Here is a 26,446-nt window from a genome sequence, read left to right as displayed (position 1 = left end):
TTTCCCCCGGTCTCCGCTACGCCAGGGGCGAAATCTCCGGCTCGCCGGCCCCGTGCCGCGGCCCGCGAAGCACGTCGAGCGCGAGGGTGAGCGCCGCCGCCGCCGCGTCCGCCCGCACGGCGGCACGGTCACCGTGGAGGTGCAGCTCACGCACCACGGTCGCGCCGGGAGCGACGAACGCGACGAAGACGAGCCCGGGCTCGTGCCCGTCCTGGGGGTCCGGCCCCGCGACTCCCGTCGTCGCCAGGCCCACGTCCGAGCCGGTCGCCCGGCGCACGCCCGCGGCCATCGCGAGCGCCGTCGGCCCGGCGACCGGGCCCAGCCGGCCGAGCAGCTCGCCGTCGACGCCCAGCAGGCGGGCCTTGAGGTCCGTCGCGTACGCCACGACACCGCCGCGGAGCACGAGGGACGCGCCGGGGATCTCCACGAACGCGCTGGTCAGCCCACCGCCCGTGAGGGACTCCGCGACGCCGAGCGTCCAGCCGCGCACGCGGCACAGCTCGAGGACGCGTGCGGCGTCGGGTCCGCCGCTCACACCGCGCTCCCGCGCGCATCACGGTGCGCCCGCCTGACACCCGCCACGTAGTCGACGCCCGTGACGACGGTGAGCACCAGGGCGACGACCATGAAGCACCACGCCACCACCGTGACCGCGTACGGCAGGTGGTCGAGGGGCGCGACGAAGAGACCGATGGCCACCGTCTGCACGAACGTCTTGATCTTGCCGCCCCGCGACGCGGGGATGACGCCCTCGTCGATCACGACGAACCGCATGACCGTGATGCCGACCTCGCGCACCAGGATCACGACCGTGACCCACCACGGCACGTCGCCGAGCACCGACAGGGTCACGAGCGCCCCGCCCATGAGGGCCTTGTCGGCGATGGGGTCGAGCAGCTTGCCGAGCTCCGTGACGAGACCGCGCGCACGAGCGATCTGGCCGTCCACCCGGTCGGTGAGCGCTGCGACGCCGAACAGCGCGAACGCCGCCCACCGCCAGCCCGGGCGCTCGTCGGCGCCGGACCCGCCGGTCACGAGGAGCAGCACGAACACCGGGACCAGCAGGATCCGCACGACCGTGATGGCGTTCGCCACGTTCCACTGCGCACGGACGGAGTTGCTCACCCCGACAGCCTAGGCGAGGGCAGCCTCCGGCCGTGCCGGCGTCCGGAGGCAGCTGGGAGCAGGGTGATTCACCCGGGTAGAGTCTGCGGGTGCCCCGACATGTGCGACGTGCCCCCTCTCGCACCGGACAGCGGTTCCTCGCCGGCTCCGTCGGCCTCCTGGCGACCGTCGTCCTCGTCACCCTCGCTATCTCCGCCCACGGCGGCGGCACCCACGACCCTGCGGTCCTCCCGACGCCCACGCGGACGCCGTCGGCGACGGTCACGTCGACTCCGACGCCCACGCCGACCCCGCAGGACGCCGTGTTCACCATCGTCGCGGCCGGGGACGTACTGCCCCACAACGACGTGATCGCCGACGCGAAGACCGGCACCGGCACCTACGACTTCTCGAAAGAGCTGTCCGGGCTCGACGCCTGGGTCGAGGGCGCCGACCTCGCCCTGTGCCACATGGAGGTTCCCGTCGCACCGCCCGGCACGGCCATCAGCACGTACCCGAGCTTCGGGGCACCCGCGGTGCTCGTGAAGGACCTCGCGGAACAGGGCTGGGACGGCTGCTCGACGGCGTCCAACCATTCGATGGACCGCGGTTTCGCCGGACTGACGGCGACTCTCGCGACGTTCGACGCCGACCACCTCGGACATGCGGGGACAGGCCGCACGAAGACGGAGGCCACGAGCCCGCAGCTCTACCGTCTCCAGCGCGACGGCCGGACCATCACGGTCGCGCACCTGTCGTCGACCTTCGGGCTCAACAGCATCGCCGACGTCGGTGACAAGGGCTGGGCCGTGGCACGCAACGACACCACCAAGCTCGTCGCCGAGGCCAAGGCGGCGCGCAAGGCCGGCGCCGACATCGTCCTGGCGTCGATCCACGACGGCACCGAGTACGACGCGACCCCGACCGCCGACCAGAAGAAGGTCATGAAGGCGCTCGCGAAGTCGGGCCAGATCGACGCGGTCCTCGGGGCGCACGCCCACGTCCCGCAACCGGTCGTGAAGCTGTCGGGCGGCGTGGGAGGCCGGGGCATGTGGGTCGCCTACGGGATGGGCAACATGCTGTCGAACCAGGACTCCGACTGCTGCGTCGCGCAGACCGACTCGGGCCTGCTCATCACGCTCACCGTCACTGCACCGGCGCACGGCAAGGCGAAGGTCACCGACTTCGAGTGGACGCCCGTCACCGTGGACCGCACCGGGGGGCACCGCGTCTACGCGATCCCGGACGTCCTGAACCGCAAGGGCGGTGTCGGCGACCTCTCGCACGCCGAGCTGGCCGCACGGCTCTTCCGAGTCAAGGAAGCCGTCGGCAAGGCCGCGCCCGAACGCACCGCTCCCCCGACGGCGACCGGCGCACCGCCCGTGGTCGTCGCACACGCCGGGGCGCCGAAGATCTCGACCTCGACAAGCACCTCAACCGGCTGAGGACGCCTCCGCCGTCGGCGACGCCGCGGCGACCATGCGGTCGGCCACCCCCGAACGCGCCGACCATGCGAACGTCCCCGTTCTGCGCGCCGAACGGGGGTGTGTTCGCATGCTCGGCGCTGCGGAGAGCGTGGGAACGCATGCTCGGCCTCCCGAAGACGGCGCCCGGCACCACGGCACCGGCCGCCGCCCCCGAGTCAGCGCGGCGAGCCGCACGTCGGGCGGGCGGGTGCGGGGAGGTGGTGAAGGGCGTCACCTCGCCGCGTCCGCCCGCGAACCCGACCACGTCACCGTCGGCGACGGGACGCGTTCAGCCTCGGCCGGTCAGCGACCAGGCGTCGGTGTCGTCGTCGGACGCGTCGTCCGCCCCGTCGCCGTAGTCGTGCGCGACGGGCGGCCGCGACGCCTCGACGGCGTCCTCTCCGGCCTGGTCGTACACGCCCCCGCCGGGTGCGGGCTCGCCGCGCAGCATCGCGATCGTCCCGGGCAGGTCGTCGGGCGTGACGAGGACCTCGCGCGCCTTCGACCCTTCGGACGGTCCGACGATCTCGCGCGACTCGAGCAGGTCCATGAGCCGTCCTGCCTTCGCGAACCCGACGCGCAGCTTGCGCTGCAGCATCGACGTCGAGCCGAACTGGGTGGTGACGACGAGCTCGGCGGCCTGGAGCAGCAGCTCGAGGTCGTCACCGATGTCCTCGTCGACCTGCTTCTTGGACGCGGCCGCAGCGGTAACGTCCTCGCGATAGGTGGGCTTGAGCTGTGTCTTGACGTGCTCGACGACGGCGTGGACCTCGGACTCGCCCACCCACGCGCCCTGGACGCGCATCGGCTTGGCGGAGCCCATGGGGAGGAAGAGCGCGTCGCCCTGCCCGATCAGCTTCTCGGCGCCGGGCTGGTCGAGGACGACCCGCGAGTCGGCGAGCGAGCTGGTGGCGAACGCGAGGCGCGACGGCACGTTGGCCTTGATGAGCCCGGTGACGACGTCGACGGACGGGCGCTGCGTCGCGAGCACCAGGTGGATGCCCGCGGCTCGCGCGAGCTGCGTGATGCGCTGGATCGACGCCTCGACGTCGCGCGGGGCGACCATCATGAGGTCGGCGAGCTCGTCGACCACGACCAGCAGGTACGGGTAGGGCGCGATCTTGCGCTCGGATCCCGGCAGCGGCTTGACCTTGCCGGACCGGACGGCCGCGTTGAAGTCGTCGATGTGCTTGTACCCGAACGTGGCGAGGTCGTCGTAGCGGGCGTCCATCTCCCGCACCACCCAGTCGAGAGCCTCAGCGGCCTTCTTCGGGTTGGTGATGATGGGGGTGATGAGGTGCGGGATGCCCTCGTAGATCGTCAGCTCGACGCGCTTGGGGTCGACGAGCACGAGCCGCACCTGGTCCGGCGTGGCCCGCATGAGGATCGACGTGATCATCGAGTTCACGAAGCTCGACTTGCCGGCTCCGGTCGCGCCCGCGACGAGGATGTGCGGCATCTTCGCGAGGTTCGCGACGACGTACCCGCCCTCGACGTCCTTGCCGACACCGATCACCATGGGGTGCTCGGTGCGACGAGCCGCGCTCGAGCGCAGGACGTCGCCGAGCACGACCGTCTCGCGGTCGGTGTTGGGGATCTCGATGCCGATCGCGGACTTGCCCGGGATCGGCGACAGGATCCGCACGTCGGCGCTGGCGACGGCGTAGGCGATGTTGTTGGAGAGCGACGTGATGCGCTCGACCTTGACCTTGGGGCCGACCTCGACCTCGTAGCGGGTCACGGTGGGGCCGCGCGTGAAGCCCGTGACCTGGGCGTCGACGTCGAACTGCTCGAAGACGCCCGTGAGCGACTCGACGACGCGATCGTTCGCGGCCGAGCGGGTCTTGTGCGGCGCGCCCTTGACGAGCACCTCCTCGCTGGGCAGCAGGTAGACCGTCTCGCCGTCGAGCATGGGCTGCTCGCCCCTCGGCACGGGCCCGCGGGACGCCGGCGGGCCGGGCGGAGGAGGAGGCGGAGCGGCCTCGGCGGGCTCGTCGGGCACGAGCGCCGAGATCGCCTGGGTCGGCGCGTCGTGCGGGTCGGCCTCGGCAGGCCGGGCCGCGCCGCGCCGGCGCTTCGCGGGCTCGGGGGTCCGCTCGACCTCGGCCGCCTGCTCGAACGCCTCGTCGCCCGCGTACCCCGCCAGGCGCGCCGTCTCCTCGGCCTCCTCGCGCTCACGCTCCTTGCGCTGCGCCCGGGTCTCGCACTTCTTGCGGACCGGACGGGCGTCGTCGTCGGTCCCGTCGTGGCGGGACACGCCGTCGGCGAGCTCGAGGCCGTCGCCGTCGGGGTCCCAGGCCTCCTCGTCCCGCGGCGAACCCGTGAGCATGTGGTACGCCGAGCGGAATCGCTCGGGGATCGCGTGGACCGGGGTCGCGGTCACGACGAGCAGCCCGAACAGGCCGAGCAGCACGAAGATCGGGACGGCGAACCAGGGCGTGAGCGCGGTCGCGACGGGCGTCGCGAGGAGGTAGCCGACGACGCCACCGGCGTCCCGCACGGCGGCGAACCCGTCGCGCGGAGCGGGGAGGTCGTCGGCGATGGCTACGAGCGCGCAGACAGCGACGACGACGAACGTGACCCCGATCGCGACGCGGCCGTTGGCCTGCGCCCGCTCCGGGTGACGCATGAGCCGGACGGCGAGCCAGAGCAGCAGCACGGGCACCGCGACGCCGACCACCCCGAACGTCCCGGCCACGACCGCGTGCACGCCGTCGCCGAAACCGCCGGCGATCCCCCACCACTCGCGCGCGGCGACGACCACGGCGAGGGCCACGAGGAAGAACGCGACGCCATCGCGGCGGTGGGCGGGGTCGAGGTCCTTGGCGCCGTGCGAGATCCCGCGTGTCATGCCGCCGAGTCCGTGCGCGATGCCCATCCACGTCCCGCGGACGGCGCGCACGGGCCAGGCCGGCTGACGGGACGCCGGGCGGCGAGCCGTGGTGCGACCCCTGGGCGCGCCCTTGGAGGCCGCGGCCCCGGACGTCCCGCGCGACGACGACGACTTCGAAGACGACGCACGGCCCGACGACGTGCCGGTGCGGGCGCGCGTGGGCGCGCCGGTCGCACGCGTCGCCGTCGGGCGTCCGCCGGACGAACCGCTCGATCGGGACGAGCTGCGAGAGGAGGGCGTACGTGATGCCATGGTGCGCCCCACGCTAGCCCCCGGGTGCGTCATCGCCGGTCAGGCGCGCCGCGCACGCACGAGCGAGGGCGCTCAGGCCTCCACGACCACCGGCACGATCATCGGACGCCGGCGCAGCTTCGTGCCCGCCCACCGGCCGACCACCCGGCGCATGACCTGCTGGAGCTGGTAGGTGTCGTTCGCGCCGGACGCGATCGACTCCTCGAGCGCCTTCGAGACCTGCGGCAGGATCCCGTCGAAGACCTTGTCGTCCTCGGCGAGGCCGCGCGCGAGGATCTGCGGGCCGGCGATGACCTTCCCGGTGCCCGAGTCCACGACGGCGAAGACGGACACGAAGCCCTCCTCGCCGAGGATGCGGCGGTCCTTGAGCTCGGCCTCGGTGATCTCGCCGATGCTCGACCCGTCGACGAACACGAGCCCGCAGGGCACGGCCCCGACGACGGACGCCTTGCCGTCGACGAGGTCCACGACCACGCCGTCCTCGGCGAGCACGACGCGCTCCGGCGGCACGCCCGTCTTGACGGCGAGCGCCGCGTTCGCGACGAGGTGGCGGACCTCGCCGTGCACGGGCATGACGTTCCTGGGCTTGACGATGTTGTAGCAGTAGAGCAGCTCGCCGGCGCCCGAGTGGCCGGAGACGTGCACGCGTGCGTTGCCGCTGTGCACGACGCGCGCGCCCAGGCGGGTCAGCCCGTTGATCACGCGGAAGACGGCGTTCTCGTTGCCGGGGATGAGCGAGCTCGCGAGGATCACCGTGTCGCCGGGGCCGACGCTGACGCGGTGGTCGTGGTTGGCGATCCGCGAGAGCGCAGCCATGGGCTCGCCCTGCGAGCCGGTGCACATCAGGACGATCTCGTCGTCGCGGAGCTGGTCGACCTGCTTGAGGTCCACCAGGACGCCCTCGGGGACGCGCAGGTAGCCGAGGTCGGCGGCGATTCCCATGTTCCGGACCATCGAGCGTCCGACGAGCGCGACCTTGCGGCCGTGCGCGTACGCGGCGTCGAGGACCTGCTGGACGCGGTGGACGTGCGAGGAGAACGACGCGACGACGATCCGCTTCTCGCTGGCCGCGAAGACCGAGTCGAGGACGGGGCCGATCTCGCGCTCGGGCGTGACGAAGCCGGGGACCTCGGCGTTGGTCGAGTCGACCATGAAGAGGTCGACGCCGCGCTCGCCGAGGCGCGCGAAGGCACGCAGGTCGGTGATCCGGCCGTCGAGCGGGAGCTGGTCCATCTTGAAGTCGCCCGTGTGCAGGACGGTGCCCGCGCCGGTCGTGACCGCGACCGCGAGCGCGTCCGGGATGGAGTGGTTCACGGCGACGAACTCGCACCGGAACGCCCCGAGCTGCTCGACCTGCCCCTCCTTGACCGCGAGGGTCACGGGCTGGATGCGGTGCTCCTTGAGCTTCGCCTCGACGAACGCGAGCGTGAGCTGCGAGCCGACGAGCGGGATGTCGCGGCGCAGGCGCAGCAGGTAGGGCACGGCGCCGATGTGGTCCTCGTGGCCGTGCGTGAGGACGATGGCCTCGACGTCGTGGAGGCGGTCCTCGATGTACCCGAAGTCGGGGAGGATCAGGTCGACGCCGGGCTGGTTGTCCTCGGGGAAGAGGACGCCGCAGTCGATGATGAGGAGCTTGCCGTCGTACTCGAGGACGGCCATGTTGCGGCCGACCTCGCCGAGGCCGCCGAGCGCGACGATCCGCAGCGCGCCCTTCTGCAGGGGCGGTGGCGGGGCGAGCTCGGTGTGCAGGTGTGTCATCGGGCGACCTCCGGGGCCGGTTCGTGCTGGGCAGTGTTCTGGGGGCGCGCGGCGCGGTCGAAGACGCCGGCCTGCTCGAGCGCGGCCCGCACGGCGGCGGCCTCCGCGTCGGTGGCCTGGACGTTCGGGAGACGCAGGTGGCGGTTGCCGAGGAGGCCGAGGGCCTCGACGGCGGCCTTGGCCATGACGGCCTGGGCACCGCCGCCGTTGAGCGCGTCGACCACGGGCACGACCCGTCGGGCGAGGCCGAGCGCCGCGGCGTGGTCGCCGTGGTCGTACGCGCGGACGGCCGCCGCGTACTCGGGCGCGACGACGTGCGTGCTCACGCCGACGATGCCGGACGCGCCGACGGCCAGGAAGGGCAGGAGGAGGCCGTCGTCGCCGGAGTACCAGGCCCAGCCGGTGGCCTCGATCAGCTTGAGCGCGGACGCGACATCACCTGTGGCGTCCTTGGACGCCACGAAGCTCTCGTGCTCGGCGAGCCGCTCGTAGGTGGCGGGCGCGATCCGGAGACCCGCGCGGCCCGGGATGTCGTAGACCATGACCGGCAGGTCGGTCGCGTCGGCGACCTTCACCATGTGCTGGTAGAGGCCCTCCTGCGTGGGGCGCGAGTAGTAGGGCGTGACGACGAGCAGCCCGTGCGCTCCGGCGTCGGCGGCCTGCTCGGCCATCCGGACGGCGTGGTCCGTGTCGTTCGAGCCGGCCCCCGCGACGACGTGCGCCCGGTCCCCCACGGCCTCGACGACCGCGGCGATCAGGTCGGCCTTCTCCTGGGCGTGCGTCGTGGGCGCCTCGCCCGTGGTGCCGTTGAGCACGAGCCCGTCGTTGCCGTCGTCGACCAGGTGGCGGGCGAGGCTCTGCGCCGCGTCCAGGTCGATCTCGCCGTCGGGCGTCATGGGCGTGACCATCGCGGTCAGGACGGCGCCGAACGGTCGACGCGGCGCGGCGAGCGCGGTGCTGGTGGCCATGGGCCAAACCTACCGCGACGAGGCCTGAGACCCGTGCTCCGACGCCGTCCCGGACTGCCTACGCCGACGCGCCGTGCCCATACTGGGAGGCCCGGTGACGACGATCACGAGACCCGTCGAGGAGGCGCCCACGATGTCCGTCCCTGCCCCGCTCCTGCCCGCGTCCGGCTCTGCCCCGTTGCCGCCCGACGTCGCCGCGCACGTCCCGACGGGGCTCCTCGTCGGGGGGACGTGGGGGCCGTCGTCGTCCGGGGAGACGTTCGAGGTCGCGGACCCCGCCACCGAGGAGGTCCTGTTCGACGTCGCCGACGGGACGCCCGAGGACGCCGACCGTGCGCTCGGAGCTGCGTGGGACGCCTGGCCGGCCTGGCGTGCGGTCGCCCCGCGCGAGCGCTCCGAGCTCCTGCGCGCCGTCTACCAGCGGGTCACGAACCATCGCGAGGACTTCGCCGCGCTGATCACCGCGGAGTGCGGCAAGCCGCTCGCGGAGGCGCGCGCCGAGGTCGACTACGGCGCCGACTTCCTGCGCTGGTTCGCCGAGCAGGCCGTCCGGTTCGAGGGCCTGTACCGGCCGGCGCCCGCGGGCGGTGCGCGCCAGCTCGTGTCGCGGCGCCCCGTGGGCCCGGCGCTGCTCGTGACCCCCTGGAACTTCCCCATCGCGATGCTCACCCGCAAGCTCGCGCCGGCCCTCGCGGCCGGGTGTCCCGTGGTGATCAAGCCCGCGCGGCTCACCCCGCTGACGACGCTCGCGCTCGCCGAGATCCTGCGGTCCGAGCTCGCCGACCGGGACCTTCCGGTGGGCGTCGTGAACGTCGTCCCGACGTCGTCGGCGTCGGCGGTGACCGGGCCCCTGCTCTCGGACCCCCGGCTGCGCAAGCTCTCGTTCACCGGGTCGACGGCCGTCGGCCGGACGCTGCTCGAGGCCGCGGCCGGGCAGGTTCTCAAGACCTCCATGGAGCTCGGTGGCAACGCGCCCTTCCTGGTGTTCGAGGACGCGGACCTCGACGCGGCCGTCGAGGGCGCGCTCGTCGCCAAGCTCCGCAACACCGGGCAGAGCTGCGTGGCGGCCAACCGGTTCCTCGTGCACGACGCCGTCGCCGACGAGTTCGCGTCCCGGCTCGCCACCGCCGTCGCGAAGCGCAGGCTGGGGCGTGGGACCGAGGACGGTGTCGACGTCGGGCCGCTCATCGAGGAGAAGGCCGTCGAGAAGGTCGGCGGCCTCGTCCAGGACGCCGTCGACGACGGCGCACGCGTCCTGGTCGGCGGCGAGGCCCCCGCGGGGCGCGGGTTCTTCTACGCGCCGACCGTGCTCGGGGACGTCCCCGCCGACGCCGCGATGCTGGGCGAGGAGATCTTCGGGCCCGTCGCGCCCGTCACGCGGTTCGGCTCCGACGAGGAGGCGCTGCGCCTCGCGAACGGCACCGAGTACGGGCTGGTCGCCTACGCGTACACGCGCGACGTCGGGCGCGCGCTGCGCCTCACGGAGGAGCTCGAGGCCGGGATGATCGGGATCAACCGTGGGCTCGTCTCGGACGCGAGCGCGCCGTTCGGCGGGCTCAAGCAGTCCGGGCTCGGGCGCGAGGGCGGCGAGGCCGGGATCGAGGAGTACCAGGAGACGGTGTACGCCGCCGTCCAGCTGTAACGCTCCCCCGATCGGGGGAGATGTGCCCACCGGTGCGGTGTGGTCGCGCGGTCGCGCGATGCCGGATCATGTCAGGCGTGAGTGCCACCACCGCGACCACTGCTCGTGCGCGTCCGAGCGCCCGCAGCCTCTGGACGTGGCTGGTGCCCGGGCTGCTCGCGCTCGCCGTCGGCGAGCTCGTCGTGCTGACCCCGTTGATCCCGGTCGTGGGCACACCCGTCGGCTACGCGCTCTCGGGGTTGCGTGGCCCGGCGGCTTGGATCCTCGGGGACCGCCGCGGAGGCTTCTATGCGCTCTCCGCGTTGGCCAGCATCGTCGCCATCGCGGGTGTCGTCGTCGCCCGGCGCTTTCCTGCGCTCGCCACGGTCCTCGTCATCCTCCCGTTCCTGACAATCCCGATGACCGACTCCTTCCAGCGCGCCTGGCTCGTGGCCTGTCTGGCGGTCGCCGTCGTGATCTCCTACGACGCACCACGCAAAGCCTTGCCCGCGGTTGCGGTCACGGTCGTCGTCAGTGTGGTGTTCGCGACCCTCAACGTCTATGAACTCGTGCCGTCCCATCCGTCGGCCACGATCGCGGGCTACAACTGGGGCGACCGGTTCGCGACGCTCGGCACCTACCTGGGCGTCGTCGTCGTTGCCGTCGGTGCCTCGTCGCTGCTCGGGTTCGCCCGCCGCACCCGGACTCGCAGCGACGCGGCGACGGAGCTCATGCAGCGCGCCACCGAGGTCGAGTCCGCGGCGGCGGAGCGGGCGCGGCTCGCGCGTGACCTGCACGACGTCGTCGCCCACCACATCTCGCTCGTTGTCGCGCGGGCGGACGGCGCACCCTTCCAGTACCCCGGCATCGACGACGACGCGCGGACCGTCCTCAAGGCGATCGGCGAGGACGCGCGGGGCGCGCTCGGCGAGCTGCGCCAGGTGCTCGCGGTGCTGCGCCGCAGCGAGGACGCCGACCCTGCAACGCGCGCACCCCAGCCGACCGCCGCGGACACGCTCGCGCTCGTCGAGCAGGCGCGCGAGGCAGGCCAACAGGTCACGCTCGCGGAGGGCACTTCCGATGTCGCGGCTTCGCTCCCCGTGCCTGCGGGCTACGCGCTCTACCGCGCCGCGCAGGAGGCCCTGACCAATGCGCGGCGCCACGCCCCGAACCAGCCGGTCGAGCTCGCGCTCACGCGAGCCGGCGACGTCGCCGGTCTGACTGTGACGAACCCGGTCTCTCCAGGCTCGGCGCCTACCCACGGTGACGGTGGCGGACGGGGGCTCATCGGCATGCGCGAGCGCGTCGAGGCGCTCGGCGGCGCGCTCGCGGTCGGCGCGAGCGACGGCGTCTTCCGGGTCGTCGCGACGATCCCGCTCGACCTGCAGGCGGTGATCTCGCGATGACGACCGTCGTGGTCGCCGACGACCAGCCCGTCGTCCTCGCGGCGTTCGCGGCGATCATCGACGCCGCGAACGGGCTCGACGTGGTCGGCACCGCGCCCGACGGCGCGAGCCTGCTCGAGCTGGTCGGACGCACCAAGCCGGACGTCGCGGTGGTCGACGTCCGCATGCCCGTGCTCGACGGCATCGGCGCCACCCAGCTCCTCGCCGAGCGGCACCCGAGCATGCGCGTGCTCATCCTGACGACGTTCGACCTCGACGAGTACGTCTACGACGCGTTGCGGGCCGGGGCGAGCGGCTTCCTCCTCAAGGACGTCGGACCCGAACGCCTCGTCGAGGGCGTGAGGCTGGTCGCGGAGGGCTCGATGCTCCTCGGACCAGGGGTGACGACGAGGCTCGTGCACGACTTCGTCGCCCGCGAACCCGAACGCGCGGCACTCCCCGGGCTCGACGACCTCACGCCCCGCGAGCACGACGTGCTCCTCGCCGTCGCCGAGGGCCTCTCCAACCCGGAGATCGCGCGCAAGCTGTTCATCGGCGACCAGACCGTGAAGTCCCACGTGTCCGAGATCCTCCGCAAGACCGGGCAGCGGGACCGCATGCAGCTTGTCATCGCGGCCTACCGCAGCGGCCTCGTCTCGTAGGCTGCCCCTCCCCAAGAACGCGGGGGTGATCTCCCCCGGGCGGCGGCCCAAGATCCCGCCGCCGCGGGTGTCACCCAGCCGGTCCCGGACGCGAGGCTCGAGCCATGACCTCGACCCGTCCTGCCGCGTCCGCGCTCGCCGCGATCCTCGCGATCGCGCTCGCCGGCGCGCTGGGCGCCTGCTCGCACGACGCGCCCGCCCCCGTGAGCGGCCTCGACCTGACCGCCGACGTGGACCTCGTGCGCGGGACCGTCGTCGAGCCGATGGACCGGTTCCGTGACAGCCCGGAGGACGACGCCGTCACCCAGGACGCGCAGCAGGTCGCCACCACACTGTGCGCCGGGAAGCATGGGGTGACGTGGGACCCCTACTTCGCGGACTCCACGTACGACCTTCGCGTGGGGCCGGTCGAGGGTCCGTGGGTCGAAGCGAACGCGAAGAAGTTCGGATTCCTGAAGCCATCGTCACCCACGGACGTCCAACGCCAGACGCACCCCGGCACCCCCGAAGCCCAGCGGCTGCCCGGCGAGAAGGGCTCTCCGAACGCCACGCTCGACGACGCCCAGCAGAAGGTCGTCCAGGCCTGCGCGGCCGGCCCTGACGCGACGCGGTTCGACCTGAGCCGACTCACTCCGCAAGGCCCGTGGGACCTCGCTCGCCAAACCGCACACGAGAAGATCCTTTCCACCGAGGACGATCACAGCGCCACCTCCGACCTCACTCGACCGGTGGAAGACGACTATGACGCATGCCTCCGCGCCGCCGGCGCGGAGCCCGGCGCTGAGCGGCTCGGCTGGGCCAAGGGCGCCGACGCGCACGTGCTCGACGCCCAGCAGATCGCCCTCGCCCTGACGGTGGTCCGATGCAAGACGCAGGTGCACTACGCCCAGCGACTCGCCGACATCGAGGCGCAGCTCGAGGCCCCGATCGTCGAGAAGTACGCCCACGAGCTCACGGCACGCAAGGCGAAGATCGACGCCGTCGTCGCCGACGCGAAGAAGTACCTGGCGAGGAATCCTGACGTGCGACCGACCGGGTGAGTAGCCGTCACCCAGTCGGGGGGGGGCGAAGTTCCCACCAGCGAGCCCTCTGATATCCCCTGACCCCACGAACAACTCCCCCCATCGGCGGTTACCTCAGCCAATCATCTGACGCCAGGATCTGTCGTGCGCCTCAAGGACCGGCAGCAGCCGGTCGGGCGTCACGAAAGGACAGCAATGGGAATCAGCAAGAAGGCGGTGGCACTGGCCGTCGCATTCGTGGGCATGCTGCTCGCTGGAATCGGTGCGGCCGTGCCGGCGCAGGCGGCAGCGGACTGCAACGTCGGTTACACGTGCCTCTGGATGGAGGACAACTCCTCGGGGACGTACATCGGCAAGTCGGCCGACTACGACAGCCTCGTCGGGACCAAGCTCAACGACACGGCGAGCTCCGCGGAGGCGAACGGCGGCTCCTGCAGCTCGACCTACTACTACGACACCTCGACGAGGAGCGGCGCCTACTTCTACCTCAACAGCAAGTCCCTTGTGACCGCAAACTATCAAGACCCCAACCTGACTAACGGAGCAGGCAAGGGAACCAACGCGGGCGAGAACTGGGACAACCGGATCAGCAGCTACAAGTTCAGCGGCTGCAGCAGCTGACACGTTTCCGGGGCCCGAGGTCCAGTGCCTCAGGCCCCGGAGAACGTTCTCCTCAGGCGCAGATTGGATACACACCGTGCAGCCAAAATTCCACAAGCGGCTCGTCATGACAATCGTCATGACATCTCTGGCAAGCATTGCCCTCAGTTCGTGTTCAGCCCATGACTCGAATGCTGATGGACAGAACAGCGTAGAGACGAGACTCGACAAGAAGCTCGGGATAATCCACTTTCCAGTCGAGCAGTTCTCGGTTTCCGCGGATGAAGATGACACTCTCACATCGGCCTACACCATTAAAGTCGCTGAATGCGCTAACGAGCAGGGGGTACGGTTCTACCCGTCTGCACCGACCCACGATATCGCAAACATCACGTCGAACTACTTTGGAGTCTGGGTCAAAGAATACGCCGAGAAGTATGGCTTTGTTGGCGCCCAGTCGGACGCCGACCTCGTCGCAAACGGCATCAAGGGAGCTCCACATGTCACCCACCGCGGCACGCTTGCGTCCCGAAACAACGGCAAGCTAACCGACGAGGAATGGAACGTGGTTGACGCTTGCCACGCGCACGCCAAGGCGTTCGACTCGCGCACAATCGCTCCAAATGGCCCATGGGCGAAGGCCGCGAACGCCGCCACGAACAGCGCTCTCGCGAGCGAGGCAGCCGAAAAGGTGGAGTCGAGTTACGACGCCTGCCTCAAGGCAGCAGATCTCGAGCCCGACCCTGGCAACCCCGGCTTTGTCAGGGGCTCCGACGTCAACGTCATCTCACCCCAGCAGATCGCTCTCGCACTTAAGGTCGTCTCCTGCAAGACACAGGTCCATTACGTAGAGAGTTTGTCGGAACTCGTCGCCGACGCGCAGGCACCGACCGTCGCGAAGTACCACAAGGAGCTCGTCGCCCAGCGGCGGCGCATCGACGCCGCGCTCGTGAAGGCGAAGAATGTCATCGCGGACTACCAGCGCGACCACCCGGACTTCAAGTGACCCGCCACCATGCCCGCGACGGCGCCGCTCGGCTGCCGGGCGCTCGCTCGCGATCCCGCTGGATCGCCATCTGGGTCGGCATGTGCGTCGTCGCCATGGCGGCGGCGTTCGCGGCCGGGACGTTCGTCCGCTCCCCCTGGGAGGAGGCGACCCGCAACGCGAGCATCGACCCCGTCGTGACGGCGGCGGTCGCGACGCGCTCGTTCCCCGCCCAGGTCCCCGAGCTGACCGGCACCGTGTCGGCCGGCTCGACCCTGGACGTCAGCGTCCCGGCCTCGGACGGCGGCCGCAGCGTCGTCACGCGGGTCGATGCGAAGGCGGGCTCGCTGCTGGAACCGGGGGACGCGCTCGTCGAGGTCTCGGGCCGGCCCGTGATCGCGCTCGCGCTGCCCTTCACCCTCTACCGGAACCTCACCCCCGGGATGAGCGGCCCCGACGTCCAGGCGCTGCAGCACGCGCTCGCGACCCTCGGGCTCTACCGCGGCACGCCCGACGGCACCTACGGCACCGGCACGTCCGCAGCCGTCCGCGCCCTCTACTCCCGCGCCGGGGTCACGGCGCCCGCCCCCTCCGCCGACGCGCAGTCCGCGCTCGACGACGCGGAGCAGGCCGCCAGATCGGCGCAGCAGGGCGCGGCGGACGGCGCAGGCACCAGCGACGGCGGCGGGGCCGGGGACGACGCGCAGAACGACGCCGGCACGTCCGGCGCCCACTCCTCCGGCGCCGACCTCGCTGCCGCGCGCCGCGCCGCCGACACTCCGCTCCCCTACGCGGAGATCGTCGACGTCCCGACCGCCGGAGCGCGCGTCGTGGCCGTGAAGAAGGTCGGCACGCTCGTCGACGGCTCGGTCGCGACCCTGCGCGTCGGCGCGCCCACCGCGAAGGCGCGCGTCGACGTCGGGCAGGCTGAGACCTTTGCCGAGGGCGCGAGGGTGACGGTCGCGGACGTCGCCGCCACCGGCGACCCCGTCCACGCGACGGTCACGAGCGTGAGCGCGTTCAAGAAGGCCAGCGCCGACGACAGCGACTCGACCCCCGGTTACGACGTCGCGATCAAGCTCCCCGTGGAAAAGAACGCCTCGTTCGAGGACGGCGACAAGGTCGTGATCCGGTCCGCGGGCGCGAAGGCCAAGGCGGCGCGTGGCCTCACCGTGCCCGTCGTCGCGCTGCGCCAGGATCATGACGGCACCTACGTCCTCGCGACCGCAGGTTCAGCCTCGACCTCAGCTTCAGGCTCCGAGAAGAGCTCGCTTCGCCACCTCACCGTCACCGTGGAAGCCGAGCTCGACGGGTACGCCATGGTCACAGGCGACGGGATCGCCGAGGGCGAGCAGGTCGTCGTCGGAGGTGCGTCATGACCGCGCCCGTGCTGCGTGCCGCCGCCGTGACCCGGACGTACGCGCCCGCTGGCGACGTCCCGCCCGTCCACGCGCTGCGCGGCGTCGACCTCGAGGTCCGTGCGGGCGAGCGGGTCGCGATCGTCGGTCGCTCCGGCGCCGGCAAGTCGACGCTGCTCAACATCCTGGGGCTGCTTGACGAGCCGTCGTCCGGCAGCTACGCGCTCGCCGGCCACGAGACCGCGGACGTCACCCACGCCGGTCGCGACGCACTGCGCGCCGACGTGCTCGGCTTCGTGTTCCAGGACTCGCACGTCCTCGGGCACCGCACGGTCGCGGAGAACGTCGAGCTCAAGCTCGCGGTCGCGCGGGTGCCCCGGGCCGACCGCGCAGCGCTCGTCACCGACGTCCTCGCACGCGTCGGGCTCACCCACCGCGCCGGGGCGCTCGGACGCCTGCTCTCCGGGGGCGAGAAGCAGCGGCTCGCGATCGCCCGCGCGATCGTCACGCAGCCACCCGTCCTCCTCGCCGACGAGCCCACCGGCAACCTCGACGGCGCCAACGCCGACACCGTGCTCGGGCTCTTCGACGAGCAGGCCGCCCGCGGCACGGCCGTCGTCGTCATCACCCACGACCCACGCCTCGCGGCCTGGGCCGACCGCGCCCTCGTGCTCGACGCCGGGCACCTCGCGTCCGCGGTGGCTGTGGCATGAGGGCGACCGAACGCTGGGGCGACCTCGTGCGCGACGTCGTCGTCGAGCTGTCCGCGCGCCGGTCTCGCAGCCTGCTGATGCTCGCGGCCGTCGCGCTGTCCACGGGAGCGCTCGTCGCGTCCGTCGGGGTGTCGACGACGGCGGCCGACCAGATCGGCGCGGACCTCGCCGCGTCCACGCTCGACCAGGTCACGGTGTCCGTCGCGCAGGGGGCGGCGGACGCCGACGCGGGCAGCTCCGCCGACGGGAGCGCCGCCCCGGACGCCCCAGCCGGCGTGTTCCCGGGCGACGCCGAGGCGCGCGCCACCGCCGTTCAGGGTGTCGTGGCTGCCGGGCGCCGGCTCGACCTGTCGGGGCACGGCCCCGACACCGTCACCCCGGCAGCGACCCCGGCCGGGACCGCGGAGGGCGGCGGCGGGGACACCGACGCCATCCGCCATCTCACGGTCGCGGGCGTCGTCCCCGGCTACCTCGACGCCGCACAAGACACCGTCGACCCCGGCAGGACATGGCTGCTCGGCACGGACCAGACCGTCGCGTTCCTCGGCGTCGATGCGGCGAAGGCGCTCGGGGTCCCGGTCACCACCGACCCGACGGGTTACGCGATCTCCGTCGGCGGCACGACGTACCGGGTCGCGGGCTTCGCACGCCCCGAGGACGGCGGCGCGGACGTGTCCGGCACCGTCCTGCTCCCCTACGCGCGCGTGCTCGCCGCCGTCGGGTCCGACGGCGACACCCAGCTCCTGGTGCGGACCGCACCCGGCGCCGGGGCGGGGGTCGCGGGCGTCGTGCGGGTGGCCGTCCGGCCGGACGCCCCCGAACGGCTCGCCGCCTCCCAGGTCGAGTCGCTGGCCTCGCTGCGACGCGGGGTCTCCAACCAGCTCGGCCGACTCGGCGCGTGGATCGGGGCGTTCCTCCTGGCCTTGACCGCGCTGCTCATCGCCAACGCCATGGTCGTCGCCGTCGTCGCCCGCACGCCCGAGATCGGGCTGCGGCGAGCACTCGGGGCCTCCCGGCCCGCGGTGTCGGCGGTGTTCTGGTGCGAGGGTGCGGTCACCGGGTTCCTCGGCGGCGTCGCCGGAAGCGCCTTCGGGCTGACAGCCACCGTCGCTGTAGCAGCAGCCAACGACTGGTCAGCCCGCCTCGCACCCTGGCTGGCCGTCGTCGGACCGGTCCTGGGCGCCGTCGTCGGGATCGCAGCCTCCGCGTACCCGGCGTGGCGCGCGGGCCGCGTCAGCCCCGCCCTCGCGATCCGCGCCGACTGATGCCCCCAGGGAAGGCCGGGCTCACCTTGCTACACTCGCGCCTCCCCGAGACCAGGAGAGCCCCGTGGCCGACGTCCTCGACCGCCCGACCCCCGACTCCCCCGCCCCGGCCCGCCGCCGTCCGCCCACCATCGGGCTCGGCTACGCGATCTTCGCGTCGCGCTGGCTGCAGGCGCCGCTCTACTTCGGCCTGATCGTCGCGCAGGCCATCTACGTCTGGCAGTTCCTCAAGGAGCTCTGGCACCTCGCCGAGGGCGTGTTCGTGGGTCACCACGGCGTCGACGAGTCCGACATCATGCTCGCCGTCCTCGGCCTGGTCGACGTGGTGATGATCTCCAACCTGCTCATCATGGTGATCATCGGCGGCTACGAGACCTTCGTGTCCCGCCTGCAGGTCCAGGGCCACCCGGACGAGCCCGAGTGGCTGAGCCACGTCAACGCCAACGTGCTCAAGACCAAGCTCGCGATGTCGATCATCGGCATCTCCTCGATCCACCTGCTCCGCACGTTCATCAGCTCCAAGGAGTACAGCGCCGAGCAGATGATGTGGCAGACGATCATCCACCTCGCCTTCGTCTTCTCGGCGCTCGCGCTCGCGTGGATCGACCGGCTCTCCCTCACCGCCCACCAGCGCGCCGCCAACGCGCAGCGCGGCGACGAGGCGGACGCCGAGCACTGACGGTCGCCGTGGGGCGCACGGAGCTCGCACCACGCTGGGTAGGCTCGGCGGGTGCCCCGCTCCGCCCGCCCGACGACGCCGCCCGACGAGCGGGCCGTCGTCCGGCAGGCGCTCTCCGTGTCCGTCGCGACAGGGCTGTACGGGATCTCGCTGGGAGCGCTCGCGGTCGTGGCCGGGCTGTCCGTGTGGCAGGCCGTCGTGCTCAGCCTGCTCATGTTCTCGGGCGGCTCGCAGTTCGCGCTCGTCGGGATCGTCGGCACCGGTGGCTCGGCCGCGTCAGCGATCGCCACGGCGGGGCTGCTGGGCATCCGGAACGGGTTCTACGGCGTCCAGCTCTCGCCGCTCCTCGCCGTCCGGTCGTGGCGGCGGGTGCTCGCCGCGCACCTGACCATCGACGAGTCCACCGCGGTCGCCACCGCGCAGCCCACCGTGCGCCTCGCGCGCGTCGGGTTCTGGCTCACCGGGGCCGGGGTGTTCGTGCTCTGGAACGCGTTCGTGCTCGCCGGTGCGCTCGCCGGCAACGCGCTCGGTGACCCGAAACGCTACGGGCTCGACGCCGCCGCCTCCGCGGCGTTCCTCGCCCTGCTCTGGCCGCGCCTGCGCACGGCCCTCGCGCGCTACGTCGCGGCGGGCGCCGTCGTCGTCGCGGTGATCCTCACGCCCGCGGTTCCCAGCGGGGTGCCCGTGCTGGTCGCAGCCGTGCTCGCCGTCGTCGTCGGGTGGTGGAGCGGTCGCTCGCATGCGAACCCCGCCACGGCCGAGGGTGGGTCCCGATGAGCCCGACGACGATCTGGATCACCGTCCTCGCCGGGAGCGCCGTGTGCCTCGCGCTCAAGCTCGCGGGGCACGTCGTGCCCGGGTCGTGGGCCGCGCACCCGCGGGTCGCGCGAACCGCCGCGCTCGTCACCGTCGCCCTGCTCGCAGCGCTCGTCGCCGTCCAGACCGTCGCGTCCGGGCGTGAGCTCGTCGTCGACGCCCGCCTCCCCGCCCTCGGCGTGGCTGCGGTGGCGCTGCTGCTGCGGGCGCCGTTCATCGTCGTCGTCGTGCTCGCCGCCCTCACCGCCGCGCTGCTGCGCGCCGCGGGCATGCCCTGAGGCGCGAAGTACCGCGCCGGGGCCTACGTCGCGGACGACGCCGCGGTGGCGTGGAGCTTGACCGCGCGACGCAGGGACTCGCGCGCCCGACGGCGGTCCCCCGACGCGTCGTAGGCGAACCCCAGGTTGAACCAGGTCCGCCAGTCGTCCGGCGCCGCCTCGGCCTCCGCCCGCCGCAGCACGAACTGCGCGTCGGCGGCCGCACGGTCGATCCGGCCGCCGGGCGAGCGCGGCAGGTCGTCGACGGGGAGCCCGCCCTGGGCGTGCAGCTCGTTCGCCAGCCGCTGCACCTGGACGGCGAACCACCACTCCCGCCCGATGTACCAGAGCGCGAGGAACGGGATGACGATCAGGCACACGCCGATCACGATCCCCACCGCGCTGCCCGAGCCGAGCAGGGCGACGACGGCGCGCCCGATCGCGAACGCGTAGATCACCAGCACCGCGGTCGCGAGCAGCGCCCCGAGCAGTCCCTTGCGCACGTCGGGCCCCTCAGTCCAGGTCGAGCACGTGCTCGAGGCCGACCGTGAGCCCGGGCCGTCGGCCCACCTCGCGCACCGCGAGCACGACGCCCGGCATGAAGGACACCCGGTCGAACGAGTCCTGACGGATCACGAGCTGCTCCCCCACGTTGCCGAGCAAGATCTCCTCGTGCGCCACCAGCCCACGGAGGCGCACCGCGTGCACGCGCACCCCGTCGACGTCGGCGCCCCGGGCCCCGAAGCCCGACTCGGTCGCGTCCGGGCTCGGAGCGACACCCGCGGCGGCCCGGGCCGCGGCCACGGCGCGCGCCGTGTGGGTCGCGGTTCCGCTCGGCGCGTCGAGCTTGTCGGGATGGTGGAGCTCGATGACCTCGACGGACTCGAAGTAGCGCGCCGCCTTCGCGGCGAACGTCATCGCGAGGACCGCGGACAGCCCGAAGTTCGGGGCGACGATCACGCCGAGGTCGAGGCCCTCTGCCGCCCGGCGGGCCAGGTGCTCGCGCACCCGCCCCTGCCGCTCGGCCGTCCACCCGGTCGTCCCGACGACGACGTGCACGCCCGCGTCGAGCGCGGCGTGCACGTTCTCCTCGGTCACGTCGGGTCGGGTGAAGTCGACGGCGACGTCCGCGCCCGAGTCGGCCAGCGCCTGCGCGACGTCGTCCCCGCGGGTCACGCGGGCGACGAGCTCGAGGCCGGCGGCGGCCTCGACCGCGTCGCACGTGGTGCGGCCCATGCGGCCCTCGGCTCCGAGCACCGCCACGCGCAGCGGAGAGTACGTCGCCGGGGTGCCCTCGTCGGTCACATGGTCGGTCACGCGGTCACCTTCCGGTCGGTCTCTACGGGCATCTCGGCGGACACGGTCGGAGCCCGCCTCCTGGAGTTCAGTCGCCGAACGGGCCGACGCGCACCACGGAGCGCGGGCGGGACGCGAGGTCCGCCGCGAGCTCGCGGACGTCGTCGGCCGTCACGGCACGGATGCGCTCGAGGGACTCCTCGAGCGTCATGAGCTCGCCGTAGACGAGCTCTGCCTTGCCGAGCCGGCTCATGCGCGAGCCCGAGTCCTCGAGCCCGAGGACGAGGCCGCCCGAGAGCTGCCCGACGCTGCGCTGCAGCTCGGCGTCGGTGATGCCGTCGTCGGCGAACCGGTCGAGCTCCTCGCCCAGGATCTTCGTGACCTGGTCGACCTTCGCGGGCGCGCAGCCCGCGTACAGACCGAACGTCCCGAGGCCGCCGTGCGCGGACGCGAACGAGTAGGTGGAGTACGCGAGGCCCCGCTTCTCGCGGATCTCCTGGAACAGGCGCGAGCTCATGCCGCCGCCGAGGACGGCGTTGAGCACGGACAGCGTGAAGCGGCGGTCGTCGGTCGCGGAGATGCCCGTCGAGCCGATGACGACGTTGGCCTGCTCGACGGCACGGCGCACGGTGAGCTCGCGGGGCTCGGTGCCGATGCCCGACGTGTCACCGGCATCGCTCGACCGTCGTGCCCGGGGCGCCCGCGCGGGATCCAGGTCCCAGCCGCCGGCGACCAGCGCGTCGGCGACCTGGGAGACGAGCGCGTCGTGGTCGACGCCGCCTGCAGCCGAGACGACGAGGGTCTCGGGCCGGTAGTGCCAGCGGTAGTGCTCCCAGACGGCGTCGCGCGGGACCGCGCGGATCGTCTCGGGAGTGCCCCCGATGGGGCGGCCGAGCGCGTGACCCGCGAGGACCGTCTCGGAGAAGCGCTCGTGCACGACGTCCGACGGGTCGTCGTCGTTCATCGCGAGCTCTTCGAGGATGACCTCGCGCTCGGTCTCGAGCTCGTCGGCGTCGATCGCCGCCGAGGTCACCATGTCGGCGATCACGTCGACGGCCATGGGCAGGTCGGTGTCGAGCACGCGCGCGTAGTAGCACGTGTGCTCCTTGCCGGTGGCCGCGTTGGCCTCGCCGCCGACGGCGTCGAACGCCTCGGCGATGTCGAGCGCCGTGCGCCGGACGGTGCCCTTGAACAGCAGGTGCTCGAGGAAGTGCGTGGAGCCGTAGTGCCCGTCCGTCTCGTCGCGCGACCCGACCCCGATCCACGCCCCGAGGGACGCGGAGCGCTGGCCGGGCAGGTGCTCGGAGATGACGCGCACGCCGCCGGGCAGGACGGTGCGACGGATGGTCGCGCCGTCCTGCCCGGCGATCAGCTCGCCGTCCGTGCCGGGGGCGCCGGACGGGACGAGCGGGAGTGCGTACGGCACGTCAGTCGTTCGTGCTCTCGGCCGCGGCCGCGTCGTCGGACGCGCCCTCGGACTTCTCGTCCGCGGACTCCTCGACGACCGCGTGGAGCGACAGCTTGCCGCGCGGGTCGATCTCGCCGATCTCGACCTGGACCTTCTGCCCGATCGACAGGACGTCCTCGACGGCCTCGACGCGCTTGCCGCCCACGAGCTTGCGGATCTGCGAGATGTGCAGCAGTCCGTCCTTGCCCGGGGAGAGCGAGATGAACGCGCCGAACGACGTGGTCTTGACGACCGTGCCGACGAAGCGCTCGCCGACCTCGGGTACGTGCGGGTTCGCGATCGCGTTGATCGCGGCCCGGGCGGCCTCGGCCGACGGCCCGTCGGTCGCGCCGATGTAGACGGTGCCGTCGTCCTCGATCGAGATGTCGGCGCCCGTCTCCTCCTGGATCTGGTTGATCATCTTGCCCTTCGGGCCGATGACCTCGCCGATCTTGTCGGTCGGGACCTTCACCGTGATGACGCGGGGCGCGTTCGGGGACATCTCGTCCGGGACGTCGATCGCCTCGGCGAGGACCTCGAGGATCGTGAGGCGGGCGTCACGGGCCTGGGTCAGCGCGTCCGCGAGCACCGAGGCGGGGATGCCGTCGAGCTTCGTGTCGAGCTGGATCGCCGTGACGAACTCGCTCGTGCCGGCGACCTTGAAGTCCATGTCGCCGAACGCGTCCTCGGCGCCCAGGATGTCGGTCATCGCCGCGTAGCGGGTCTTGCCCTCGACCTGGTCGGAGACGAGGCCCATCGCGATGCCGGCGACCGGCGCGCGCAGCGGGACGCCGGCGTTGAGCATCGACAGGGTCGACGCGCAGACGGAGCCCATCGACGTCGAGCCGTTGGAGCCCAGCGCCTCGGAGACCTGGCGGATCGCGTAGGGGAACTCCTCGCGCGACGGAAGCACCGGCACGAGGGCCCGCTCGGCGAGCGCGCCGTGACCGATCTCGCGACGCTTGGGCGAGCCCACACGGCCCGTCTCACCGGTCGAGTACGGCGGGAAGTTGTAGTTGTGCATGTAGCGCTTGCGCGTGACCGGCCCGAGGGAGTCGATCTGCTGCTCCATGCGCAGCATGTTCAGCGTGGTGACGCCCAGGATCTGGGTCTCGCCCCGCTCGAACAGCGCCGAGCCGTGCACGCGGGGGACGACCTCGACCTCGGCCGACAGCGTGCGGATGTCCCGCAGGCCACGGCCGTCGATGCGGAAGCCGTCGGTGAGGATGCGCTGGCGGACCAGCGCCTTCTGCACCGAGCGGTACGCGGCGGAGATCTCCTTCTCGCGGCCCGCGAATTCCTCGGCGAGCTCGCCCTGGACCTCGGCCTTGATCTCGTCGAGGCGGTTCTCGCGGTCCTGCTTGTCCGCGATCGACAGGGCCTCGCCCAGGCGTGCGGCGGCAGCGGCCTCGACCGCGGCGTAGGCGTCGGGCTGGTAGTCCGGGAAGAGCGGGAACTCGGCGGTCGGCTTGGCGGCCTTCGCGGCGAGCTCGGCCTGAGCCTCCGCGAGCGCGCGGATGAACGGCTTGGCGGCCTCGATGCCTTCGGCGACGACCTGCTCGGTCGGGGCCGTGGCGCCCTGCTCCTTGATGAGCTTCCACGACTCGTCGGTCGCCTCGGCCTCGATCATCGCGATCGCGACGTCGGACTCGCCGTCCTCGTTCGTGACGATGCGGCCCGCGATGACCATGTCGAACACGCCGCGCGCGCTCTCCGAGTAGCGCGGGAAGGCGACCCACTGGCCGTCGATCAGGCTGATGCGGACCGCGCCGACCGGGCCGGAGAACGGCAGGCCGGAGATCTGCGTCGAGATCGAGGCCGCGTTGATCGCGACGACGTCGTACGGGTCGTCCGGGTGGACGGCGAGGACGGTCTCGACGACCTGGACCTCGTTGCGCAGACCCTTGACGAACAGCGGGCGCAGCGGGCGGTCGATCAGGCGGCACGTGAGGATCGCCTCGGTGGACGGGCGGCCCTCGCGGCGGAAGAACGAGCCGGGGATCTTGCCGGCGGCGTACTGCCGCTCCTCGACGTCGACCGTCAGCGGGAAGAAGTCGAACTGGTCCTTGGGGTGCTTGCCGGCCGTCGTGGTCGACAGGATCATCGTCTCGCCGTCGAGGTAGGCGGCCACGGAGCCCGCGGCCTGGCGGGCGAGGCGCCCGGTCTCGAAGCGGACGGTGCGGGTGCCGAAGCGGCCGTTGTCGATGACGGCTTCGGCGAACTGGATCTCGGGACCCTCCACGGGTGCCCTCCTCATCTTCGAAGGCCACCCCTGGCCGGACGGCGGGCACGCACGACGCGCGCCCTCCTCCCGGCCGGTGCCAGGCGGTCTTCGATCGAGGTCCACGGAGCCGGCGACCCGTCCGAGGACGAGTGGCGGGTCCGGGGCCCACTACCGAGGACCGAACGTGGCGTCGGGGCGGCGGGATGGTGGTGGCCCGCGGGAGCGGGCCCGATACCGGTCCGGCCCGGTCCGCGAGGGACCGGGCCGGGCCGGGGTGGATCAGCGGCGCAGACCGAGACGCTCGATCAGGCTGCGGTAGCGGTCGATGTCGGTCTTGCGCAGGTAGGCCTGCAGACGACGGCGCTGGCCGACGAGCAGGAGCAGACCACGACGGCTGTGGTGGTCGTGCTTGTGCGTCTTGAGGTGCTCGTTCAGGTCGTTGATGCGCTGCGTGAGGAGCGCGATCTGAACCTCCGGCGAACCGGTGTCGCCCTCGGACGTCCCGTACTCGGAAATGATGCGCTGCTTGGTGGCGGTGTCGAGGGGCACAGTTCTCCTTGGATGTTCGTTGCGCGGTGCACCAGGGCATGTCCACCTGGGCGCTCTCAGTCCGCGGCCGGTCGAAACGGCAACCCGAGTCTACCAGCAGGGACGGCGCCGCTCCGAACCGAGCGGGCGGTGAGGCCGCCCACCTACCGGGTCGTCAGGTCCACCTGCCGAGGTGCGGTCGCAGGATCGAGGGGCGAGTACGTCCGGACGTGGCCCCGCGGGTTGACGCGCGGGTCCGTCGCCCAGTGCCGCGCGAGCGCGGTCGCGGCGTCGCCGGCCGGGTCCGGGTCGCCGTCGGCCTCGACGGTGAGGACCGCGAGCTCGTCGGCGAGCGCGAGCTGCGCGTCGCCGAGCTCCTCGCCCGGCAGCACCATGGCGCCCCACCCGTCCCACAGCAGCGTCTCGACGCGGTGCCGGTGGGCGACGTCCGCGAGCACGTACCGCTGGACGAACGCCGGTCCCTCGAGGCCCACCGCACCGGGCGCGACGCCGTACGTCGCCAGGTCGGTCCGGCCGGCGCGGTATGCCAGCCACGCCTCGGCGGCCGTCTCGAACACAGAGCCCTCGCCGGTCGGGAGGTCGTGCACGTCGAAGGGGAAGCCGTCCTGCCCGAGCTCGGGGTCGAACCGTGCCCAGCGCTCGCCGTCCCAGCGCTCGGCGACCACGTGGTCGTGCGAGTACCCCGCCTCGAAGTACCCCGCGAACCCGAGCCGCGTACGCGCAGGGATGCCGTGCTGGCGCAGGATCGCGACCGACAGCAGGGAGTGGTCGCGGCAGCAGCCGCCGACGACGCACGCGTCGGGGCGCACCGCGTCGAGCGGCCCGGGCTGCCGCTCGGTCGCGCGGTCGAGGATCGTGGCGACCCAGCGGGAGTCGACGTCGCGGAGCTGGGTGTCCGTGAGCCGGTCGGCCTCGCCGCGGTAGTGCAGGATCGTGCGGGTCACGGCCCGGTGCAGCGACTCCGGCTCCGTGCCGACCGCGTCGAGCAGCGCGGCATGGGCGCCCGGCTCGCTGAAGGGGCTGTGCGTGGCGCAGTCGCCGAGGCTCGGCGGCGTGACGCCGTCCGCGCCCGACGGGGCTCCGAGGCTCTCCAGGGTGTCGAGGATGTCCATGCGCCCCAGGCTGG

24 protein-coding genes are annotated in these 26,446 nt (G+C 72.5%); 13 read left to right on the top strand and 11 right to left on the bottom strand.

Translation table 11 applies throughout. The features are described 5' to 3' along the window. Positions 1 to 16 precede the first annotated feature (16 nt). The gene (locus KDY119_RS07225) at positions 17 to 535 is read right to left on the bottom strand and encodes a CinA family protein (protein ID WP_036951386.1); all 519 of its coding nucleotides are present in this window, start codon (positions 533 to 535) and stop codon (positions 17 to 19) included. Beyond that, positions 532 to 1,125, bottom strand: a complete 594-nt coding sequence (gene pgsA / locus KDY119_RS07220; protein WP_036951389.1) for a CDP-diacylglycerol--glycerol-3-phosphate 3-phosphatidyltransferase — start codon at positions 1,123 to 1,125, stop codon at positions 532 to 534. The genes KDY119_RS07225 and pgsA overlap by 4 nt, the downstream gene beginning before the upstream one ends. Before the next feature lie 89 nt (positions 1,126 to 1,214). Here pgsA and KDY119_RS07215 point away from each other — a divergent pair, with 89 nt between their 5' ends. Then, positions 1,215 to 2,549, top strand: a complete 1,335-nt coding sequence (locus KDY119_RS07215; RefSeq protein WP_051136640.1) for a CapA family protein — start codon at positions 1,215 to 1,217, stop codon at positions 2,547 to 2,549. Between the two features lie 310 nt (positions 2,550 to 2,859). Here KDY119_RS07215 and KDY119_RS07210 read toward each other — a convergent pair whose 3' ends face one another. From KDY119_RS07210 to dapA, 3 genes are all read right to left on the bottom strand, one after another. After that, positions 2,860 to 5,421 carry a DNA translocase FtsK gene (locus tag KDY119_RS07210; protein WP_227994556.1) on the bottom strand — a complete coding sequence of 854 codons (2,562 nt, stop codon included), beginning with the start codon at positions 5,419 to 5,421 and terminating at the stop codon, positions 2,860 to 2,862. 366 nt (positions 5,422 to 5,787) lie between these two features. Beyond that, positions 5,788 to 7,473, bottom strand: a complete 1,686-nt coding sequence (locus tag KDY119_RS07205; protein WP_036951393.1) for a ribonuclease J — start codon at positions 7,471 to 7,473, stop codon at positions 5,788 to 5,790. Continuing rightward, the gene (dapA, locus tag KDY119_RS07200; protein WP_051136641.1) at positions 7,470 to 8,441 is read right to left on the bottom strand and encodes a 4-hydroxy-tetrahydrodipicolinate synthase; all 972 of its coding nucleotides are present in this window, start codon (positions 8,439 to 8,441) and stop codon (positions 7,470 to 7,472) included. Before dapA ends, KDY119_RS07205 begins: the two co-directional genes overlap by 4 nt. Positions 8,442 to 8,574: 133 nt before the next feature. Here dapA and KDY119_RS07195 point away from each other — a divergent pair, with 133 nt between their 5' ends. From KDY119_RS07195 to KDY119_RS07140, 12 genes are all read left to right on the top strand, one after another. Then, the gene (locus KDY119_RS07195) at positions 8,575 to 10,083 is read left to right on the top strand and encodes an NAD-dependent succinate-semialdehyde dehydrogenase (protein WP_051136753.1); all 1,509 of its coding nucleotides are present in this window, start codon (positions 8,575 to 8,577) and stop codon (positions 10,081 to 10,083) included. A 77-nt stretch (positions 10,084 to 10,160) separates the two neighbouring features. Next, complete coding sequence (locus KDY119_RS07190; RefSeq protein ID WP_194174370.1) at positions 10,161 to 11,468, top strand: sensor histidine kinase; 1,308 nt, start codon at positions 10,161 to 10,163, stop codon at positions 11,466 to 11,468. Beyond that, positions 11,465 to 12,109, top strand: coding sequence for a response regulator (locus KDY119_RS07185; RefSeq protein ID WP_036951395.1), 645 nt, complete (start codon positions 11,465 to 11,467; stop codon positions 12,107 to 12,109). The genes KDY119_RS07190 and KDY119_RS07185 overlap by 4 nt, the downstream gene beginning before the upstream one ends. A 104-nt stretch (positions 12,110 to 12,213) precedes the next feature. Then, positions 12,214 to 13,149, top strand: coding sequence for a hypothetical protein (locus KDY119_RS07180; RefSeq protein WP_036951398.1), 936 nt, complete (start codon positions 12,214 to 12,216; stop codon positions 13,147 to 13,149). Between the two features lie 126 nt (positions 13,150 to 13,275). After that, the gene (locus KDY119_RS07175; RefSeq protein ID WP_153022120.1) at positions 13,276 to 13,752 is read left to right on the top strand and encodes a peptidase inhibitor family I36 protein; all 477 of its coding nucleotides are present in this window, start codon (positions 13,276 to 13,278) and stop codon (positions 13,750 to 13,752) included. Positions 13,753 to 13,858: 106 nt separating this feature from the next. Then, positions 13,859 to 14,737 carry a hypothetical protein gene (locus KDY119_RS07170; RefSeq protein WP_148284191.1) on the top strand — a complete coding sequence of 293 codons (879 nt, stop codon included), beginning with the start codon at positions 13,859 to 13,861 and terminating at the stop codon, positions 14,735 to 14,737. After that, positions 14,734 to 16,095: a peptidoglycan-binding protein gene (locus KDY119_RS07165; protein WP_153022119.1), complete on the top strand. Its 1,362-nt coding sequence runs from the start codon at positions 14,734 to 14,736 to the stop codon at positions 16,093 to 16,095. The genes KDY119_RS07170 and KDY119_RS07165 overlap by 4 nt, the downstream gene beginning before the upstream one ends. Beyond that, positions 16,092 to 16,787 carry an ABC transporter ATP-binding protein gene (locus KDY119_RS07160; RefSeq protein ID WP_036951407.1) on the top strand — a complete coding sequence of 232 codons (696 nt, stop codon included), beginning with the start codon at positions 16,092 to 16,094 and terminating at the stop codon, positions 16,785 to 16,787. The genes KDY119_RS07165 and KDY119_RS07160 overlap by 4 nt, the downstream gene beginning before the upstream one ends. Beyond that, positions 16,784 to 18,052 (top strand): ABC transporter permease, encoded by a 1,269-nt coding sequence (locus tag KDY119_RS07155; RefSeq protein WP_153022118.1) that lies wholly within the window; start codon positions 16,784 to 16,786, stop codon positions 18,050 to 18,052. The genes KDY119_RS07160 and KDY119_RS07155 overlap by 4 nt, the downstream gene beginning before the upstream one ends. Positions 18,053 to 18,116: 64 nt before the next feature. Then, positions 18,117 to 18,731 carry a TIGR00645 family protein gene (locus KDY119_RS07150; RefSeq protein ID WP_036951412.1) on the top strand — a complete coding sequence of 205 codons (615 nt, stop codon included), beginning with the start codon at positions 18,117 to 18,119 and terminating at the stop codon, positions 18,729 to 18,731. 51 nt (positions 18,732 to 18,782) lie between these two features. Continuing rightward, positions 18,783 to 19,508 (top strand): AzlC family ABC transporter permease, encoded by a 726-nt coding sequence (locus tag KDY119_RS07145; protein ID WP_036951413.1) that lies wholly within the window; start codon positions 18,783 to 18,785, stop codon positions 19,506 to 19,508. Further along, positions 19,505 to 19,825 carry an AzlD domain-containing protein gene (locus KDY119_RS07140; RefSeq protein ID WP_153022117.1) on the top strand — a complete coding sequence of 107 codons (321 nt, stop codon included), beginning with the start codon at positions 19,505 to 19,507 and terminating at the stop codon, positions 19,823 to 19,825. The genes KDY119_RS07145 and KDY119_RS07140 overlap by 4 nt, the downstream gene beginning before the upstream one ends. A 23-nt stretch (positions 19,826 to 19,848) precedes the next feature. Here KDY119_RS07140 and KDY119_RS07135 read toward each other — a convergent pair whose 3' ends face one another. The 6 genes from KDY119_RS07135 to KDY119_RS07110 form a co-directional block, all read right to left on the bottom strand. Continuing rightward, positions 19,849 to 20,307: a hypothetical protein gene (locus KDY119_RS07135; RefSeq protein WP_085998043.1), complete on the bottom strand. Its 459-nt coding sequence runs from the start codon at positions 20,305 to 20,307 to the stop codon at positions 19,849 to 19,851. A gap of 10 nt (positions 20,308 to 20,317) precedes the next feature. After that, positions 20,318 to 21,121: a 4-hydroxy-tetrahydrodipicolinate reductase gene (gene dapB / locus KDY119_RS07130; protein ID WP_083890919.1), complete on the bottom strand. Its 804-nt coding sequence runs from the start codon at positions 21,119 to 21,121 to the stop codon at positions 20,318 to 20,320. Between the two features lie 67 nt (positions 21,122 to 21,188). Next, positions 21,189 to 22,526, bottom strand: a complete 1,338-nt coding sequence (locus tag KDY119_RS07125) for a M16 family metallopeptidase (RefSeq protein WP_036951414.1) — start codon at positions 22,524 to 22,526, stop codon at positions 21,189 to 21,191. A gap of 1 nt (position 22,527) precedes the next feature. After that, on the bottom strand, positions 22,528 to 24,789 hold the full coding sequence (locus KDY119_RS07120) for a polyribonucleotide nucleotidyltransferase (RefSeq protein WP_036951415.1): 2,262 nt from the start codon (positions 24,787 to 24,789) through the stop codon (positions 22,528 to 22,530). Positions 24,790 to 25,050: 261 nt separating this feature from the next. Further along, complete coding sequence (gene rpsO, locus KDY119_RS07115; protein WP_036944307.1) at positions 25,051 to 25,320, bottom strand: 30S ribosomal protein S15; 270 nt, start codon at positions 25,318 to 25,320, stop codon at positions 25,051 to 25,053. A gap of 143 nt (positions 25,321 to 25,463) precedes the next feature. Next, entirely contained in the window at positions 25,464 to 26,432 is a 969-nt protein-coding gene (locus KDY119_RS07110) for a transglutaminase-like domain-containing protein (RefSeq protein WP_153022116.1), read from the bottom strand. Positions 26,433 to 26,446: the final 14 nt, after the last annotated feature.

Origin of the sequence: Luteimicrobium xylanilyticum (assembly GCF_009429125.1) — a bacterium.
GTDB lineage: Bacteria > Actinomycetota > Actinomycetes > Actinomycetales > Cellulomonadaceae > Luteimicrobium > Luteimicrobium xylanilyticum.
The sequence above is the reverse complement of the archived record's forward strand: the minus strand, read 5'-3'. Positions and strand labels throughout refer to the sequence as shown.